We start from the raw sequence: 16847 nt of genomic DNA, 5'->3' as shown, positions 1-16847 counted from the left end.
AGGGTCGCACGCGATGAGCCTTCCGCCGACCCCCGCGCCCGCGCGCCCGAAGCGCCGGGTGCCGTTCTGGGACAACGCGCGCTTCGCGTCGATCGTTCTGGTCGTGCTCGGACACGCCACGCAACGCCTCATCTACGACTCGGATGCGGCACTCGCGCTCTACCTCGTGGTCTACGCCTTCCACATGCCGGCCTTTGCTGTCATCTCGGGCTACTTCTCGAAGGCGGGCGTGCCGGGTAAGCGTCAGATGGCCCGCGTCGTCACCGACATCCTGCTGCCGTATCTCATCTTCGAGACCCTCTGGACGATCACCAAGTTCTTCGTCGAGGGCGCCGCCAACCCGAATCCCACCCAGCCCTCGTGGACGCTGTGGTTCCTGCTCGCGCTCGGCATCTTCCGCGTCGTGCTGCCCTACCTCGCGCTCCTGCGCTGGCCGCTGCTGTGGGCGCTGGTGGTCTCGATCGGTGTGGGCTACCTGCCGAACATCGACTCGACGCTGTCGCTGTCGCGCACGATGGGGCTCCTGTTCTTCTTCACCCTCGGCTGGTGGCTGCGCGAACACGACATCGTCGAGCGCTTCTCGCTGCTGGCCCGACCGTGGTGGAGCCGCGTCGCCGCTGCCGCGGTGCTGGTCGCTGCCGGCACGGTCGCGTGGATCTTCATCGACCTCTGGCGGGCGATCGATCTGCGCACGTGGCTGTTCTACGAGGACGCCTACTCGGATCTCGGCGGCGAGCAGTGGTGGGCCGGCGGCATCCGGCTCGCGCTCATGGCGATCGCCCTGCTGCTGACCGCCGCCTTCCTCGCGCTCGTGCCCCGGCGGGCAGCGTGGTGGACCTCGTTCGGGCAGTACACGATGTACGTGTACCTGCTGCATTCCTTCGTGCTCTACCCGTTCCGCGAGTCCGGCGTCCTGCGCGGGCTCGACCCGACGTGGTTCTGGCTGCCGGTCGTTTGCGCCGCATCCGTGCTCATCGCGCTGGGACTCGCGACGGCGCCCGTGCGCCGCGTGTTCCGCCCCCTCGTCGAGCCGCGCTGGTCGTGGCTGTTCGCCGACCGCACCCTCGCGAGTCGCGAAGGACACCGCAGCGACCCGACCGGATCGCGCCGCGCTCCCGAACGCCGCTGACCCCGCTCAGGCGAAGAGGTCGGCTCCCACGAACGAGCCCTCTCGGATGCCGCCCGGCACCGCCCAGATGCCCGATCCGACGTGGCGCAGGTACTCCGTGAGCAGGTCGCGCGCGAGCGCCTTCTGCAGCGTGATGAACTGCTCTGGCGAGCGCTGGTAGGAGAGGAAGAAGAGCCCCGCCTCCAGCGCACCCCGGCCGTCGTTGCCGTCGACGAAGTTGTAGCCGCGACGCAGGATGCGGATTCCGCCGTTGTTGTCGGGGTGGGCGAGGCTGACGTGGGAGGCACGGTCGATGCGGGGCGCGCCCGACGCATCCTTCGCCGAGAAGTCCGGCTCGGTGAACTCCTGTCCGCCCGACAACGGAGCACCCTCGCGCTTGTCACGCCCGATCGTGCGCTCCTGCTCCATGAGCCGCAACCGGTCCCAGGTCTCGATCGTCTGACGGATGCGGCGGGCGACGAGATAGCTGCCGCCGGCGAGCCAGGCGGGGCCTTCATCTGCGACCCACACGTGATCGGCGAGCGCCGCCGTGTCGGTCGCGAGGATGTTGGCCGTACCGTCCTTGAAGCCGAAGAGGTTGCGAGGCGTCGTCTGCGCGGCGCTCGTCTTGGACGTACGGCCGAAGCCGAGTTGCGCCCAGCGGATGCGGGCGCGGCCGAACGCGATGCGGCTGAGGTTGCGGATCGCGTGCACGGCCACCTGCGGGTCGTCGGCGCAGGCCTGGATGCAGAGGTCGCCGTCCGAGTTCAGCGGGTCCAGGTCGTCGCCGACGAAGCGAGGCAGCGGCTTGAGCAGGTCGGGCCGGCGATCGGCGATCCCGAAGCGGTCGACCCCGTCGCGCTCGAAGAGCCCGGGCCCGAACCCGAACGTGATCGTCAGCGAGCTCGCGGGCAGACCCAGCGCCTCGCCGGTGTCGTCCGGCGGGGCCTGGGGTGAGCCGCCCACCGCGCCCGAGGCGCTGACGTCGAGCCCCTGCGTCATACGCGATGCGGCATACGACCAGTCCTGGAGGAGCGAGACGAGGTCGTCGCGCGTCAGATCGTCGTCGAGGTCGAAGGCGGCGAAGTGCAGGTGATCCTGCACCTCGGTGGTGATGCCCGCCTGGTGATCGCCGAAGAACGCGTGGACACCATCCGCATCTGCGGCGGATGCGGCGCCCGCGACAGCCGTGGCGACCGCGGCACCGCCGGCCCCGCCGATGGCGAGGCCGGCGGCACCGGCGCCCAGCAGACCGAGCAGACCCCGCCGACTGAGCCCGGACGGCGCGGCGGCGGGCTCCGGCGGCTGGGCGGCGGAGGGCTGTTCGTTCACGAGAGGACGGTCACCGTCAGACGCGACAGCGGCTCGGCGAGCGCGTTGATCAGATCGGTCAGCGTGCGCTTGTCGGCCTCGGTCAACGTCGAGTACGCGACGAACGACGTGTCGGCGCTGCCGTACGTCGCCAGCTGCACCTCGAGATCGGCGTAGCCCTTGTCGATGGCCGTCACGAGCTTCTGCCCGTCCGCACCCTTGCTCTCAGCGAAGTCGCGCACGAGCGAGTAGGCCATCTTGGACCCCTCCACGTTGGCGGCGAAGTCGTAGAGGTCGGTGCCGCTCCACCAGTCCTCCTCGCCGGAGATCTTGCCGTTCGCGACCTCGTCGAGAAGTGCGATCGCACCGTTCGAGATGCCGGCGATGCCCTGCGCGTCCAGCGCGCTCACGAACTCGTCGGAGTGGACGTAGTCGTTGAGCTGCGCCACATCCGCGACGAGCTGGTCGGCGTGCTCAGCGCGCTGCTCGGGCGTGGAGGGCGTCCAGTCCTGCCAGGCGGGGGTCACGCCGTCGGCGTTGAGCGCGTCCTGCGCGGGGACCCAGAGGTCCTTCTCGATGCGGTGGAACCCGGTCCAATCGAGGCCCTCGGCGACCGCATCCACCTCGCGGTAGTCGATCTTGGGGTCGAGATCGCCCAGCGACTCGGCGACCGGTTCGATCCGCTCGTAGAAGGAACGCACCTGCGGGAAGGACGTGCGGGCGGTCTCATCGTCACCGGCGGTGTAGGCGGCGGTGAAGGCGTCGACGGCGGGGACCAGCTGCTCGACCTGGTCCTTCACGAACGCCGCGTACAGCGAGACGGCCTGCTGCTTCTGCTCGGCGTCGTCGCCGGACGCGGCGACGGTGTCGCCGGTGACGGTGAAGCCGGCGCGCCCGACACCCTCGCCGACCATGCCCGGCTTGCACAGCGTGAAGTAGTTGCCGGGCTGCGCGACGACCGTGAGGGTCCGCGAGGCGCCGGGAGCGATGTTCTCGACCTCGCCGACGATGCGCAGGCCGTCTTCGGCGAGCAGGTAGAACTCGCTGACCTGCGAGCCCGTGTTGGTGACGTCGAAGGCCAGGGTGCCGCTGGTCGCGGTCGCCGTGGGCAGATCGCACGCGGAGTCGCTCGCCGTCACGGCGAGGGCGTCGGATGCGGCCACGTCGGCCTTGGCGACGCATCCGGCGAGCACGAGCGAGGTGAGGACGAGCGCCGCGGCGCCGCCGATCAGACGAGGAGCTGTCATGAGGTTCCTTGATGTGCGGGAGCGACGGCTTCTTGCGCTCGGTGGGACCGCGGGTGCGAACGCGCACCGCGGAAGAAGAGGGCGCCGACGACGGCGATGTAGACGACCCACGCGATGACCTGCAGCCACGTCATCTGCGGCATGAACCCGACGGTGGCCTGCAGCAGCACGGCGACGGGACCGCCGGGGGCGACGATCGTCGACACGTCGAAGGCCCAGCCGAACGGGATACCGGCGAGACCCACGCCCACGACTCCGGTGGCCGCGTCGATCGTGGCAGCGTCGGAGAACGGCCCCGGCAGCACGCCCGCCTCCTGCAGGTCGTGCACGCCGTAGGCGAGGACGCCGGCGGCGACGATGATGAGCAGGGCACCGGTCCAGGTGAAGAACACCCGGAGGTCGAGGCGGATCATGCCGCGCGAGATGAGCGCGCCGAGCACGACCGCCAGCGCGAGGCCGAGGACGGCGCCGCCGAGTGCGGCGGGCGCATTGCCGAAGGACTGCACCATCGACCACAGCAGCAGGGTCGTCTCGAGTCCTTCGCGAGCGACGGAGATGAAGCCGATGACGACGATGCCCCACAGCGCCCCGGTCGCGAGGGCACGGTCGATGTCGCCCTCGAGCGCCCGCTTGAGCCCGCGGCCGGCCCGCTGCATCCAGAAGATCATCCACGTGACCAGCGCGACGGCGACGAGCGAGAGGCCGCCACCGAGGATCTCCTGGGCCTGGAAGGTGAGCTCGTAGGCGCCGAACGTGAGGACCGCGCCGACCACGAGCGAGAGGAGAACGGCCAGTCCCACGCCGATCCACAGCCGCGGTAGCACATCGCGCCGTCCGAGCCGGGCGAGATACGCGGCGAGGATACCGACGACGATGGCGGCCTCGAGGCCTTCGCGCAGACCGATCAGCAGACTCGACAGCACCGCGGCATCCTTCTTTCTGGTAAGGCTTACCTAAGCCCGGAGCGAGATTACTCCTGTTACGACCGGAGGCAAATTCCACGCCGTGCGGTAACGCTCAGCAACATTTCTCCGCGGCGCGACGCCGGGACGTACCTTCGGTGCATGAGCACGCCATCCCTTCCCGTCCTCGACTTCTCCCGCCTGTCCGGCGGCCCGGATGCGGCCGCGACCTTCCGCGACGACCTGCGTCGCGCGACCCATGAGGTGGGCTTCTTCTACCTCACCGGCACCGGCGTCGATGAGCTGGCGCTGCGCCTCGAGAAGGTCGCGCGAGACTTCTTCGCGCTGCCCGAGGCCGACAAGCTGGCGATCGAGAACGTCAACAGCCCCCACTTCCGCGGCTACACGCGCATCGGCGGCGAGCGCACGCAGGGACAGGTCGATTGGCGCGAGCAGATCGACATCGGCCCCGAGCGCGAGGCCGTGACCGACCCGGACGCTCCCGACTTCGACCGCCTCACCGGCCCCAACCTCTGGCCCGAGGCACTTCCGGAGCTGCGAGAGGTCGTGCAGGAGTGGCACGACCGGTTGAGCGAGGTCGCGATCACGCTGCTGCGCCAGTGGGCGCTCGCGCTGGGAGCCGAGGAGGACTTCTTCGACCCCTACTTCGCGGATCCGGGCACACTCATCAAGATCGTGCGCTACCCCGGCAGCCGTGAGCCCGAGCCGCAGCAGGGCGTCGGCGCGCACAAGGATTCCGGCGTCCTGACCCTGCTGTGGGTGGAGCCGGGCAAGGGCGGGCTCCAGGTCGAGCGCGACGGCGGCTGGGTGGACGCTCCCCCGGTCGACGGCGCGTTCGTCGTCAACATCGGCGAGCTGCTCGAGTACGCGACGCAGGGGTATCTGATCGCCACCAACCACCGGGTCGTCTCGCCCCGCTACCCCGAAGACCGCATCTCGGTGCCCTTCTTCTTCAACCCGGCGCTCGATGCCCAGCTGCCCCTCATCCAGCTCCCGCCGGAGCTGGCGGCACGTTCGCGGGGTGTGACCGAGGACCCTACGAACCCGATCTACGCCCGCTACGGCGAGAATGCGCTGAAGTCGCGGCTGCGCGCACACCCGGATGTGGCGGCGATCCACCACGCGGACCTCCTGGCCGCCCGCGCCTGACCCCCCCTCCTGGGGATGCCCGCATCCCCCACTTGACCGCGAGACTGCATTTCCCTCACGAGATCACGGGTAAACACAGTGATCTCGTGTAGAAGATGCAGTCTCGCGGTTCTTTGGCGCGGCGGGCATACATAAGCGAAGGCCGCCCCACACCGTGGGGCGGCCTTCGAAGAAAGCGATATACGCGATCGCGCTGAGATCAGCGGCGCAGACCGAGACGCTCGATGAGCGAACGGTAGCGGTTGATGTCGATGTCCTGCAGGTAACCCAGCAGGCGACGACGCTGACCGACCATGAGGAACAGACCACGACGCGAGTGGTGGTCGTGCTTGTGCTCCTTGAGGTGCTCGGTGAGGTCCTTGATGCGCTGCGTCAGCATCGCGACCTGCACCTCGGGGGATCCGGTGTCACCGGGGTGCGTCGCGTACTCTTCGATGATCGCCTTCTTGACGTCGTTCTCGAGTGCCATAGATGGGATCCCCTCTCTCCTCGTTGCGCGGCGCCCTCCGGCTGATCCGGGGGCTCTCTTTATCCGCGGCCGATCGAACGGCAACCTCCAAAGTCTACCAGCGTTCGGCGCCGACCCCAACCGCCCCCGGCGACGGTACGCTCGCACCCGTGCAGTTCACCGTCCGCGTCAAGCCCGGCAGCCGCCGCGGACCCCTCGTCGAGGCGGATGCGGACGGCGCTCTCACCGTGCACGTGCGTGAGCGCGCGGTCGACGGCGCCGCGAACTCCGGGGTGATCGCGGCCCTCGCTGCGCACCTCGGCGTCCGGCGCCAGGACGTCACGATCCGCACGGGGCACGCCGCTCGCATCAAGCGCATCGAGGTCGCCGAGTGAGGCGGATGCGGCTCGCGCGTCATCTGATCGACGTGCGCCCGCTCACCACCAGCGCGCCGTACGCGCGGATGTGGATCGGCTCCACGCTCGCGGGCCTCGGCGGGCAGCTGACGATCGTCGCCGTCATGCTGCACGTCTATGCCCTCACCGGCTCCGACTTCGCCGTGGCCATGGTCGCGGTGGCGGGCCTGGTCCCGATGGTGCTCGCCGGGCTCTACGGCGGGATGCTCGCCGACGCGTTCGATCGGCGCCTGGTCGCCCTCGTCGCCGCCTGCATCACCTTCGCCTCCACAGCCCTGCTGGCGGCTCTCGCTTGGTCCGGCGACGAGACCGTGTGGTGGCTGTATGCGCTGAGCATCGTCAACTCCGCCGCCAACTCCGTCGTGATGGCCACCAAGTCGGCCATCACGCCGCGGCTGTTGCCCCGCGAACTGCTGCCGGCGGCGGCCGCCCTCAACGGAGTGACCGTCGGGATCATGGTGATGGCCGGCCCCGCACTCGCGGGAGTCCTGGTCGCGACCGCGGGCTATGCCTGGACCTACTCGATCGACGTCGTCCTCATGACCTCGCTGTTCCTGGGCCTCTGGACCCTGCCGAAGCTCCGCCCGGAGGGCGAGAGCGTCCGGCCCGGCCTCGATTCCCTCCGGGACGGCTGGGCGTTCCTGCGCCGCGCGCGCAACATCCGGATGCAGTATCTGCTGGACATCATCGCGATGACGTTCGGACAGCCGCTCGCCCTGTTCCCCGGCATCGGCGCCGTGCTGCTCGGTGGCGGGCCGGTGACGACCGGCATCCTGACCGCTGCGGTCGCCGCGGGCGCATTCCTGTCGAGTCTGTTCTCGGGCCCGATCGGCCGGGTGCGACGCCATGGGCTCGGCATCGAGCGCGCGATCCAGGTCTACGGCGGTGCGATCGCCGTGTTCGGACTCGTGCTGGTCGCAGCGGCCCTCGGGTGGTTCGCGGACGGCGACGTGAACGTCGTCCTGGTCGCCGCCGCCTGCGTGGTGCTCGCCGTCTCGGGCGCGGCCGACAACGTGAGCGCGATCTTCCGCTCGACCATGATGCAGTCGGCGGTGCCCGACACGATGCGCGGCCGCCTGCAGGGCATCTTCATCGTGGTCGTGGCGGGAGGCCCCCGCATCGGCGCGCTCTACGCCGGGAGTCTCGCAACCCTGACGGCGCTGTGGTTCCCCCCGCTGCTGGGCGGCATCGTCATCATCGCGCTCGTCGGCGTGCTGGTGCGTCTGAGCCCGGGCTTCCGCGCGTACGACGCACTCCACCCGGTGCCCTGGCTGCAGCTCGCTGCCGTTGTGCGGCGCCTTTCGGACATCTCATCCGCCTGCAGGCCGGAGTGTCGGTGGCCGTCACTAGAGTCGGTGAGTGCTTCCCGTCGTGCGCCCCGCCGCCCCGCCCCGCCAGGCGGTCATCGCCGTGCAGTTCGTCCTGACCGGCATCATCTGGGGCTCCAGCTTCCTGTTCATGAAGGTCGCGCTCGGCGGGCTCTCCCCCGCCCAGGTCGCGTGGTCGCGGCTCGTGCTCGGGGCGATGACGCTGGGGATCTTCGTGGCCGTTCGCAGGGACACGCTGCCCCGGCGACTCGTGGTGTGGATGCATATGCTCGTGCTCGCACTCTCGTTCTGCGTCGTGCCGTTCCTGCTGTTCTCGTGGGCCCAGCAGCACGTCACCTCGGGCCTTGCGAGCATCTACAACGCCACCACGCCGATCATGACGGCCGTGATGGCCTGGGCCGTGTTCCGCGTCGAGAAGCTGCGCATCATCCAGATCGCGGGAATCCTCATCGGTATCCTCGGGGTGATGGTGATCATCGCGCCCTGGCAGGGACTCGCCCCCGATCAGAGCCTCATCGCCCAGTTCGCCATCCTCGGCGCCACCGCCTGCTACGGCTTCAGCCTCGCCTATATGCGACGCTTCACGTCCGACAGCGGCATGAGCCCGCTGGTCTTCTCGTTCCTGAACATCGGAATCGCCGCGGTGATCATGCTCGTGCTGACGCCGTTCATCGCCCTCACGCCCGTGCGGCTGGATGCGGCGATCATCGTCTGCCTCGTGCTCCTCGGCTGCCTCGGCACCGGCGTCGCCTACATCTGGAACCAGAACGTTCTCCGCGCCTGGGGTCCCACCCGCGCGTCCACCGTCACGTACATCACGCCTGTCGTGGGCGTCGTGCTGGGCGCCGTCGTGCTCGGCGAGACGGTGTCGTGGAACGAACCCGCGGGCGCCCTCGTCGTCTTCCTGGGCATCCTCCTCGCGCAGGACCGCCTGCGGCGCCGCGCGCGGACATGACGAAGGGGACGGATGCGGCCGCATCCGTCCCCTTCGCGTGCGATCAGGCTGCGACCGTGCCCTGCAGGTCGAGCTCGATCGTGACGTCCTTGCCGACGAGCACGCCGCCGGTCTCGAGCGCGGCGTTCCAGGTAAGGCCGAACTCCTCACGGTTGATGACCGTCTTGGCCGTCGCGCCGGCCTTGTAGTTGCCCCACGGGTCGGTGCCGAAGCCGCCGAACTCGAGCTCGAACGTGACGGGCTTCGTCACGTCCTTGATGGTGAGGTCGCCGTCCACGAGGAAGTCGCCCTTCTCGTAACGCACACCCGTCGAGACGAAGGTCATCGTGGGGTAGTTCTCGACGTCGAAGAAGTCGGCCGAACGCAGGTGACCGTCGCGGCCCTCGTCCTTGGTGTCGATGGAGGCGACGTCCACCGTGGCCTCGACCTTGGCCTCGAGCGGGTTCTCCGGGGCGATGATCGTGGCGCTCTTCACGCCGAAGGTGCCGCGCACCTTCGAGATCATCATGTGGCGCACCGCGAAGGTGACCTCGCTGTGCGATGCGTCCAGCGTCCAGGTGCCGGCCTTGTATCCGGGGATCTCGATTGCGTTCGTGTCGGTCATGTTCGCTCCAAAACCAGGGCCGCGCGTTTCGCGGCGTCGAGTCCAGTCAACCGCATCGCCGGGGAACGTATTCCCCTGAATGCAAAATTCTGACGAGAGTCTTAAGAACTTCCGATGGACGCGTTTCGTCTCGCTCCGCTCGCTCAACGAACGACACCCGCAACCACGAAGGGCCCCGGATACCCGGGGCCCTTCGAGAGGTCGTGTCAGCCGACCTTCAACAGGTCGATGATGAAGATGAGCGTCTTGCCGCCGAGGAAGTGGCCTCCTGCGGGGCCGTACGCGAGGTGCGGCGGGATCACGAGCTCGCGGCGACCGCCGACCTTCATGCCCGGGATGCCGTCCTGCCAGCCCTGGATGAGGCCTCGCAGCGGGAACTGGATGCTCTCGCCACGTCCCCAGGAGGAGTCGAACTCTTCGCCGGACTCGTACTCGACGCCGGCGTAGTGCACCGTGACGTTGTCGCCCGGCTTCGCCTCGTCACCGTCTCCGACGATGATGTCGCGGATGACGAGCTCGGTGGGAGCGGGCCCTGCGGGAGCGTCGAACTCGGGCTTCGTGCGGTTGTCAGTCATGCCTCCATCCAAGCACGTCGCCGCCGCCCGCGAGGCGCGGCCGACCCTCTTGACACCATCCGACGACGGGTGGATCCTGACAGAAGAACAACTCAGCGCTCGGGAGTCACGCAGGCATCGCCGCGGCACCGGGCGCTGAGTCTTTTCCGGCTCGCCCCAAACGGGCGCCGGGGCGCTCCCGCATCCGCTCGCGCAGCGTCGGACCGGCGGGCTCGGGCAGGAGGCCGCGGTCCCGAAGGCGCGGGAGCACCAGCTCCCCGAACGCTTCGACGTCGCGGGTTCCGAAGACCGGCTCGAAGAGGAACCCGTCGAGACCGGTCTGGTCGGCCAGCTCCGCGACCCGGTCGGCGACGTGCTCCGCGTCCCCCACGATGCGGAAGCCGCGCGTGCCCTTGCCGCGCAGGTCGTCGAGGATCTGGCGCACGGTCGGTGCCGGTGAACCGTCGCGACCGAGGAAACGCTCGATGTTGCTCGTGCCCATCTGACCGACCACGCCACCGGCGGCCACGACCTCCGCGAGGGTCGTGTCCGGATCGAGCTTCAGCAGGTCGATGCCGGTGTTCCCGGCGTAGAGGGCGGCCACGACTTCGTCCGACTGCATGCCGTGGAACTCGCGCCAGAGCTGCTCGGCGCCCGCCTGCGTCTCGTCGACGATCGCCGTGAGCCCTGCCATGATGCGGATCTCGCCGGGATCGCGCCCCGCCTCGGCGGCGCGGCGGCGGATGTCGGCGACAGCCGCCGCCGTGTGCTCTGGCGTCGTGGCCTGTACGAAGACGCCCTCCGCGTGCGAAGCGGCGAGCGCCCGACCCTTCGGGGAGGTGCCCGCCTGGAAGATCACCGGCGTGCGCTGCGGCGACGGAGGGGCGCCGAAGTATCCGCGCGAGCGGTAGTGCGCCCCGTCGAACTGGGTGCGATGGATGCGGGACGGGTCGATGTAGACGCCGGAGTCCGCATCCGCCACCAGCGCGTCGTCGTCCCACGACTGCTCCCAGTAGCTGCGGGCGAGGGACACGTACTCCTCCGCCATCTCGTACCTCGTGTCGTGCGCGACCATCTCCGGGTGCCCGAAGAGCTCCGCGACGGCGTTCTGCGAGGCACCCGTGACCACGTTCCAGCCGATGCGCCCTCGGGTGAGGTGGTCGAGGGTGCTGAACCGGCGCGCCAACGGCAGGGGGTGGTCCATCCCCGTCGTCGCCGTCACGACAAAGCCCAGCTTTTCCGTCTCGCGGGCGAGGATCGGGATGATGGTCGACGGGTCGAGGCCGGAGAAGTTGATGGCCGCGGACAGGCACGCCGCACTGATGTCGCCGTTCTGCATCGGATAGCCGAAGCCGTCGGCGAAGAAGAGGAAGTCGTACCCGGTACGGTCCATGATCTTCGCCATGCGCACCCAGCGCTCCGGGTCGAGGTAGTCCGCCGCATCGCAGAGCGGGTGCGCCCAGCTGTAGGTGCCGCCGACCTGCGGCGCGTAGACCTCGAAGACGCCGAAGTGGAGGTTCGTCACAGCGCCTCCCCCAGCCATGCCTCGATGTCAGCCTTCGCGCGCGCTTTGAGCGCGTCCCCGGCGAGCGTCGTCTCGATGGAGCTCCACGCGCACGCGGCGAGCTGGCGGTCCGTCAGGCCGATCTGCTCGCGCGCGACGACGTACTCGTCGAGGATGCCGGGACCGAACAGGATCGGGTCGTCCGCGTTGATGGAGCACCGCACGCCCGCATCCAACAGCTGCGGGAGCGGGTGACGGGCGAGGTCGTCGACGACGTCCAGCAGCAGATTGGAGGTGGGGCAGGTGTCGAGGCAGATCCCCCGCCGCGCCAGCTCCGCCACGAGCGTCGGATCCTCGATCGCCCGCACGCCGTGGAGCACCCGCGCAGCGCCCAGATCGTCGATGGCCTGCCAGACCGATTCGGGACCCACGAGCTCGCCCGCGTGCGGCGCGGATTGCAGGCCCGCGGCGCGGGCGATGTCGAACGCGGGGGCGAAGTCGGCGGCGGGATACCCGCGCTCCTCGTTCGCGAGCCCGAGGGAGACGACGCCACGACCCGCGCGGGCCGCTGCCGCCTCCGCGAGCGCGATGGCTTCGGCGAGGGGCTCGGTGCGATCGACTGTGACCATGAGGCCCACCTCGACGCCGTGCCGTTCGCCGGCGACGCGAACGGCGTCGAGATGGGCGTCCAGGGCCGCCTCCACGGTCCCGAAGGCGGCGAGATAGAACTGCGGGCTCACGCCGAACTCGACGTACACCGCGCCGTCGGATGCCGCATCCGCCACGGCCTCGTCGATCAACCGCACGAGGTTCTGCGGATGCGCCAGGACCGCGAGTAGACCCTGGTACATGTCGGCGAACGCGGTGAAACCGGAGAATCCGGACACCGGTGGGATTTCGACCGACATCTCCGCGGCCAGCTCGGCGAGCGTCGCGGGCCTCATGGCCGCCTCGAGGTGGACGTGGAGATGCCCCTTGGGGAGGGCGGCGAGATCGCGGAGGGCCGAGTCGGCCATGGACGCTCCTGACGTCGAGTGAACTGGTCGGTTCACGATAGCGACGCGGTGTTTCGCTCAGATGACGTCCGGCCTCAGAGCGCGAACAGGGCCGCGCGAGCGGCGACCGTGCGCTGCAGCAACGCGGCCTCCTCCGCGCTCGCCCGGGGGTCCCTTCCGCTGATCGCGCGCTGCCTCGCCGCCGCGAGCGCGGTCGCGTCGGCGATGAAGGTCCGCATGATCGGCACCCGGTCACCGTTGAGCGTGCGCGCCCAGGCGAGAGCGGTGCGACGCCCCGCCGCGGTGGCGAGCATGTCGACCTCTTGCGGGGTGAACCAGCCCACGGCCGCGTACTCCCCCAGACGCGCGCGCGTCAGGCGCGCCTCCTCGCGCCGGAGGAACACGATCGCGACGACGAAGATCACGAAGAGGGGGACCTGGAGCACGGCGTACAGCGCGAAGAAGTCGCCCAGGAGGGCGGAGCCGTTCCAGAGTGCGTGCAGGGCGATGGCACCGACGAGGCCCGCCAGCCAGGGTCCGAGCGCGCCGCCGAGGCGGGCGCCGCGACGGGCGGCGAGCCCCAGAGCGAACCCGGTGACCGCGGTGAACATGACGTGTGCGAACGGCGAGAGGATGCCCCGCACGAAGAAGGCCGCGGAGGCCTGCGTGAAGCCGCCCTCGATGAGGGCGCTCGCGAAGTACTGGATGTTCTCCGTGAAGGCGAACCCCGCACCGATCAGCCCGCCGTAGACGATGCCGTCCACGGGGCCGTCGAAGAAGCGTCGGGCGGCGGCGAAGATCAGGAGCACGCCGAGGCCCTTGCCGATCTCCTCGACGATCGGCGCCTGCACGACCGACTGCAGCAGGAGCGCGAACTGCGAATCGCTGCGACCGAACGTCAGCAGCAGCACGAGGTCCACGCCGAGGGCCAGCGCCACGGCGGCGATGGCTCCCCATCCGAGCGCGAGGATGACGAGGCCCTTCGGCTCCGGCTCCCAACGGTCCACGATGCGCAGCGCCCAGAGCACGCCCGCCAGCGGCAGCAGCGCGAGGATCCCTCCCAGCAGCGAGGCGACCGGTCCGATCGCCTCCAGGAAGTAGCCGACGAGCACCACGAGCAGGACCACGAGCAGGGCACCGACCCAGATGTAGAGTCCCCACGCCCGCCGGACCGGCGCGCCGACGGGCGGCTGCGAGGTCGCGGGGGCCGCAATCGGTGCCGGGGCGGCATGAACCGGCTGCGCCAGTGCGGAATCGAAGGCCGGCGGGGTGAGAGTCGGGCGGCCGTCGGGGGTCGTCATTCCCTCAGCCTACGGCCGCCGCCGGTAGCGTGGAGGGCATGCGCTTCGCCCACCTCCGCACCGCTGCGAATCCGGAGCCGAGACTCGTCGTCGTCGACGAGGACTCCGCTGCCTTCGTCGACGCCCTCTTCCCGCACGCCCCGAGAACACTCGAGCAGCTCATCCTCGGCGGAGAGGAGCTGCTGGCGCGTGTGCGGGATGCCGCAGAGTCACCCGAGGTGGAGCGCTTCGGGTTCGCGGGCGTCGAGTTCGCCTCGGCGGTTCTCGCGCCACCCGTCATCCTCGCGGTCGGACTCAACTACGCCGCGCACTCGGGCGAGCTGGGCTCAAGACCGATCAGACCCCGACAGTCTTCGTGCTGTGGCCGAACTCGCTCACGGGACACGAGCAGACCACGAGCTGGCCGCGCAGCCTCAGCGAATCCGTCGACTACGAGGCGGAGCTCGGTGTGATCATCGGCCGCCCCGCGAAGAACGTCCCGCAGGAGAAGGCCCTGGACCACGTGTGGGGCTACACGGTCGTCAACGACGTCACGGCGCGCGACATCCAGTTCTCCGAGGCGCAGTGGTCGCGCTGCAAGTCGTTCGACGGCTTCACCCCGACCGGCCCGTTCGTGGTGACCGCCGACGAAGTGCCCGACCCGCAGGATCTGCACATCTGGACGGTCGTCGACGGCCATACTGTGCAGGACGCGTCGACCGGGCAGATGATCCGGCCGGTGTCGACGCTGGTGTCGCACCTCTCCCAATCGGTGACGCTGCTGCCCGGGACCCTGATCTCCACGGGCAGCCCCGGCGGCGCCGGCTACTCTCGCGATCCGCAGATCTTCCTGCGCGATCGATCGACCGTGACGGTCGGCATCGACGGCATCGGCGCCCTGACGACGCACTGCCGCATCCTGGACTGAACGACGATGGCCCCCAGAGCACCTGGGGGCCATCGTCGTTTCAGACCGGCTCAGCGGGAGGTGCAGGACTGGGTGACCCCGTTGATCTGGTACGAGCCGTCGGGGTTCTCCAGGCAGTACCGCATCGCCTGTTCGAAGACGCTCGCGAAGCTCACGATGAGGATGATCCCCACGATGATCCCGATCACCATGAACACCGAGCTGAGGATGATGGCCCAGACGGCGGGAAGGTTGCGCACGCCCGCCTTGCGGCTCTGCACGAGCGCGACGATGCCGAGGATGAGGCCGATCAGCTGCGCGAAGAAGGCCAGGATGAGTGCCACGATGCCGAGCGTCTTGCCCGGCACCGGAGCGCCGGGGGCCGGCTGTCCGGCAACCGGGCCGGCAGCGGGCGGTGCCGTCGGATAGGCCGGCGGTGCCTCTGAGGAGCCGGGCGGCGCGGTCGGATACGCCGGCGGTGCGGCGGGGTAGGCCGGCGGGGCCGGCGGGGTGTTCTCGGGCGATCCGGTCGGGTCGGTCATGATTCCTCCTGGTTCGGCGCGGGCACGGTGCGCGCTCCGACGCTATCGGCTGCGCCGCGCGGTCGCACGGTCGACACTCAGTCCTGGGTCGGAGTCAGGCTCGTATCGATGATCGGGATGGCTGCCGTGATGGCCTCGAGGCCCGAGAGCCGCGCGGGTGAGAGCTGCTTGAGCACCTCGTCGCGGGGCATGAGTCCCGCCTCGACGACGAGGTCGGCCACGTTTCGACCGGTGAGCAACGCCGTCTTGGCGAGCGCCGCGGCCGCGGCGTACCCGATGAAGGGCGTCAGAGCGGTGATCGCGCCCACCGACGAGCCGACCATCGCGCCCAGGCGATCGTGGTTGGCCGTGATCCCCTCGACGCAATTCACCCGCAGCGTCCACATGGCCTGCCGCATCCAGGTGATCGACTGGAAGATCGAGTGGGCGATCACGGGTTCGAAGGCGTTCAACTGCAGCTGGCCGCCCTCGACCGCCATCGTGACTGTCATATCCGCACCGACGACGGCGAAGGCGACCTGGTTCACGACCTCGGGGATGACGGGGTTGACCTTGCCGGGCATGATGCTGGAGCCTGCCTGACGCGCGGGCAGGTTGATCTCCCCGAGACCCGCCTGCGGACCGCTGGAGAGCAGCCGCAGATCGTTGCAGATCTTCGAGAGCTTGATCGCGTTGCGCTTGAGCGAGGAGGAGAACGACATGAACGAGCCGGTGTCGCTCGTGGACTCGACCAGGTCGTCGGCCGTCGCGAGGTCGAGCCCGGTGATCTCGCGCAGATGGCGGAGCACGGCGGGCGCGTAGTCCGGATGCGTCGTGATCCCCGTCCCGATGGCGGTCGCCCCCATGTTGACCTCGTGCAGCAGCCAGGCGTTCTCGCGCAGCCGGTGCAGGTCCTCGCCCAGGGTCGTGGCGAAGCCGTGGAACTCCTGCCCGAGTGTCATCGGCACCGCATCCTGCAGCTGCGTGCGGCCGACCTTGAGCACGTCGTGGAACTCCCGCGCCTTGTCGAGGAACGCCTGGCGCAGCAGATCGAGCTCCACCAGCAGGCTCTGCAGGGTGAGCGACAGGCCGACCTTGATCGCGGTCGGGTACACGTCGTTCGTCGACTGACTGCGGTTGGTGTGATCGATCGGCGAGAGGAAGGCGTAGTCGCCCTTCTCCCGGCCGGCGAGTCCGAGCGCCACGTTGGTGATGACCTCGTTGGCGTTCATGTTGGTCGACGTGCCGGCACCGCCCTGGATCACGCCGACGACGAACTGGTCGTGATGCCGACCCGAGATCACTTCCTGCGCGGCACGGTCGATGAGCGACGCCCGTTCCGCATCGAGCACTCCGATCTCCCGGTTCGCTCGAGCCGAGGCCTGTTTGACCATCGCGAGCGCGACGATGAGGTCGGGGTAGACGGAGATCGGGCGCTTGGAGATGTCGAAGTTCTCGAGGGCTCGTGCCGTGTGGATGCCCCAGTAGGCATCCGCGGGGATCTCGAGGCTCCCGAGGGAGTCGGTCTCGGTACGGGTACGCGTCGTTGCGTGCTCTGGCATGCGTTGTCCTTGTGGGTCGTCGGCCGGTTGCCTGA

Annotated in this window: 15 protein-coding genes and 2 pseudogenes; 6 read left to right on the top strand and 11 right to left on the bottom strand. The window is 69.4% G+C overall.

Going from position 1 to position 16847, the window contains the following annotated elements:
• The first annotated feature begins 13 nt into the window (after nt 1-13).
• Nucleotides 14-1129 (top strand): acyltransferase family protein, encoded by a 1116-nt coding sequence (locus AC1VNH_RS16320; RefSeq protein WP_483112610.1) that lies wholly within the window; start codon nt 14-16, stop codon nt 1127-1129.
• A 6-nt stretch (nt 1130-1135) separates the two neighbouring features.
• Here the strand turns inward: AC1VNH_RS16320 and efeB are convergent, their stop codons facing one another.
• From efeB to efeU, 3 genes are read right to left on the bottom strand one after another with little or no spacing between them, the layout of a single operon-like run.
• A complete protein-coding gene (gene efeB, locus AC1VNH_RS16315) occupies nt 1136-2440 on the bottom strand; it encodes an iron uptake transporter deferrochelatase/peroxidase subunit (protein WP_243227177.1) in 1305 nt (434 codons plus the stop codon).
• Entirely contained in the window at nt 2437-3666 is a 1230-nt protein-coding gene (efeO, locus tag AC1VNH_RS16310; RefSeq protein WP_483112607.1) for an iron uptake system protein EfeO, read from the bottom strand. Before efeO ends, efeB begins: the two co-directional genes overlap by 4 nt.
• On the bottom strand, nt 3663-4589 hold the full coding sequence (efeU, locus tag AC1VNH_RS16305) for an iron uptake transporter permease EfeU (protein WP_483112605.1): 927 nt from the start codon (nt 4587-4589) through the stop codon (nt 3663-3665). Before efeU ends, efeO begins: the two co-directional genes overlap by 4 nt.
• A 141-nt stretch (nt 4590-4730) precedes the next feature.
• Here efeU and AC1VNH_RS16300 point away from each other — a divergent pair, with 141 nt between their 5' ends.
• A complete protein-coding gene (locus tag AC1VNH_RS16300) occupies nt 4731-5738 on the top strand; it encodes an isopenicillin N synthase family dioxygenase (RefSeq protein ID WP_483112603.1) in 1008 nt (335 codons plus the stop codon).
• 199 nt (nt 5739-5937) lie between these two features.
• Here the strand turns inward: AC1VNH_RS16300 and rpsO are convergent, their stop codons facing one another.
• On the bottom strand, nt 5938-6207 hold the full coding sequence (gene rpsO / locus AC1VNH_RS16295) for a 30S ribosomal protein S15 (protein WP_137416542.1): 270 nt from the start codon (nt 6205-6207) through the stop codon (nt 5938-5940).
• A 149-nt stretch (nt 6208-6356) separates the two neighbouring features.
• Here rpsO and AC1VNH_RS16290 point away from each other — a divergent pair, with 149 nt between their 5' ends.
• From AC1VNH_RS16290 to AC1VNH_RS16280, 3 genes and pseudogenes are all read left to right on the top strand, one after another.
• Nucleotides 6357-6581 (top strand): DUF167 domain-containing protein, encoded by a 225-nt coding sequence (locus AC1VNH_RS16290; RefSeq protein WP_483112601.1) that lies wholly within the window; start codon nt 6357-6359, stop codon nt 6579-6581.
• Nucleotides 6582-6688: 107 nt separating this feature from the next.
• A pseudogene (locus AC1VNH_RS16285) lies at nt 6689-7759 on the top strand (MFS transporter); the annotation flags it as partial.
• Between the two features lie 202 nt (nt 7760-7961).
• The gene (locus tag AC1VNH_RS16280) at nt 7962-8885 is read left to right on the top strand and encodes a DMT family transporter (RefSeq protein WP_483112599.1); all 924 of its coding nucleotides are present in this window, start codon (nt 7962-7964) and stop codon (nt 8883-8885) included.
• Between the two features lie 43 nt (nt 8886-8928).
• Here AC1VNH_RS16280 and AC1VNH_RS16275 read toward each other — a convergent pair whose 3' ends face one another.
• From AC1VNH_RS16275 to AC1VNH_RS16255, 5 genes are all read right to left on the bottom strand, one after another.
• Nucleotides 8929-9489 (bottom strand): YceI family protein, encoded by a 561-nt coding sequence (locus AC1VNH_RS16275; protein WP_243227171.1) that lies wholly within the window; start codon nt 9487-9489, stop codon nt 8929-8931.
• A 206-nt stretch (nt 9490-9695) separates the two neighbouring features.
• Entirely contained in the window at nt 9696-10064 is a 369-nt protein-coding gene (locus AC1VNH_RS16270; protein WP_243227170.1) for an FKBP-type peptidyl-prolyl cis-trans isomerase, read from the bottom strand.
• A 106-nt stretch (nt 10065-10170) separates the two neighbouring features.
• Nucleotides 10171-11568, bottom strand: a complete 1398-nt coding sequence (locus AC1VNH_RS16265) for an NtaA/DmoA family FMN-dependent monooxygenase (protein WP_483112597.1) — start codon at nt 11566-11568, stop codon at nt 10171-10173.
• Nucleotides 11565-12563, bottom strand: coding sequence for an adenosine deaminase (add, locus tag AC1VNH_RS16260; RefSeq protein ID WP_483112596.1), 999 nt, complete (start codon nt 12561-12563; stop codon nt 11565-11567). Before add ends, AC1VNH_RS16265 begins: the two co-directional genes overlap by 4 nt.
• 74 nt (nt 12564-12637) lie before the next feature.
• A complete protein-coding gene (locus tag AC1VNH_RS16255; RefSeq protein WP_483112594.1) occupies nt 12638-13843 on the bottom strand; it encodes a PrsW family intramembrane metalloprotease in 1206 nt (401 codons plus the stop codon).
• Between the two features lie 38 nt (nt 13844-13881).
• On the opposite strand from AC1VNH_RS16255, the pseudogene AC1VNH_RS16250 reads away from it, so the two are divergent.
• Nucleotides 13882-14750: pseudogene (locus tag AC1VNH_RS16250) on the top strand (fumarylacetoacetate hydrolase family protein).
• A 50-nt stretch (nt 14751-14800) separates the two neighbouring features.
• Here AC1VNH_RS16250 and AC1VNH_RS16245 read toward each other — a convergent pair.
• Nucleotides 14801-15271 (bottom strand): DUF4190 domain-containing protein, encoded by a 471-nt coding sequence (locus tag AC1VNH_RS16245; RefSeq protein WP_483112592.1) that lies wholly within the window; start codon nt 15269-15271, stop codon nt 14801-14803.
• Nucleotides 15272-15348: 77 nt separating this feature from the next.
• Complete coding sequence (locus AC1VNH_RS16240) at nt 15349-16812, bottom strand: aspartate ammonia-lyase (protein WP_483112591.1); 1464 nt, start codon at nt 16810-16812, stop codon at nt 15349-15351.
• Nucleotides 16813-16847 lie beyond the last annotated feature (35 nt).

It is taken from the genome of Microbacterium sp. KU4F, from assembly GCF_056868075.1.
Note: the sequence above shows the minus strand (reverse complement) of the source record. Positions and strands in the feature narration are given on the sequence as shown.

What these genes read in the sequence shown, in the direction of transcription:
- AC1VNH_RS16320 (WP_483112610.1), top strand. Translation starts at nt 14, where the DNA reads ATGAGCCTTCCGCCGACCCCCGCGCCCGCGCGCCCGAAGCGCCGGGTG.
- efeO (WP_483112607.1), bottom strand. Translation starts at nt 3,666, where the DNA reads ATGACAGCTCCTCGTCTGATCGGCGGCGCCGCGGCGCTCGTCCTCACC.
- AC1VNH_RS16300 (WP_483112603.1), top strand. Translation starts at nt 4,731, where the DNA reads ATGAGCACGCCATCCCTTCCCGTCCTCGACTTCTCCCGCCTGTCCGGC.
- rpsO (WP_137416542.1), bottom strand. Translation starts at nt 6,207, where the DNA reads ATGGCACTCGAGAACGACGTCAAGAAGGCGATCATCGAAGAGTACGCG.
- AC1VNH_RS16275 (WP_243227171.1), bottom strand. Translation starts at nt 9,489, where the DNA reads ATGACCGACACGAACGCAATCGAGATCCCCGGATACAAGGCCGGCACC.
- AC1VNH_RS16270 (WP_243227170.1), bottom strand. Translation starts at nt 10,064, where the DNA reads ATGACTGACAACCGCACGAAGCCCGAGTTCGACGCTCCCGCAGGGCCC.
- add (WP_483112596.1), bottom strand. Translation starts at nt 12,563, where the DNA reads ATGGCCGACTCGGCCCTCCGCGATCTCGCCGCCCTCCCCAAGGGGCAT.
- AC1VNH_RS16255 (WP_483112594.1), bottom strand. Translation starts at nt 13,843, where the DNA reads ATGACGACCCCCGACGGCCGCCCGACTCTCACCCCGCCGGCCTTCGAT.
- AC1VNH_RS16245 (WP_483112592.1), bottom strand. Translation starts at nt 15,271, where the DNA reads ATGACCGACCCGACCGGATCGCCCGAGAACACCCCGCCGGCCCCGCCG.
- AC1VNH_RS16240 (WP_483112591.1), bottom strand. Translation starts at nt 16,812, where the DNA reads ATGCCAGAGCACGCAACGACGCGTACCCGTACCGAGACCGACTCCCTC.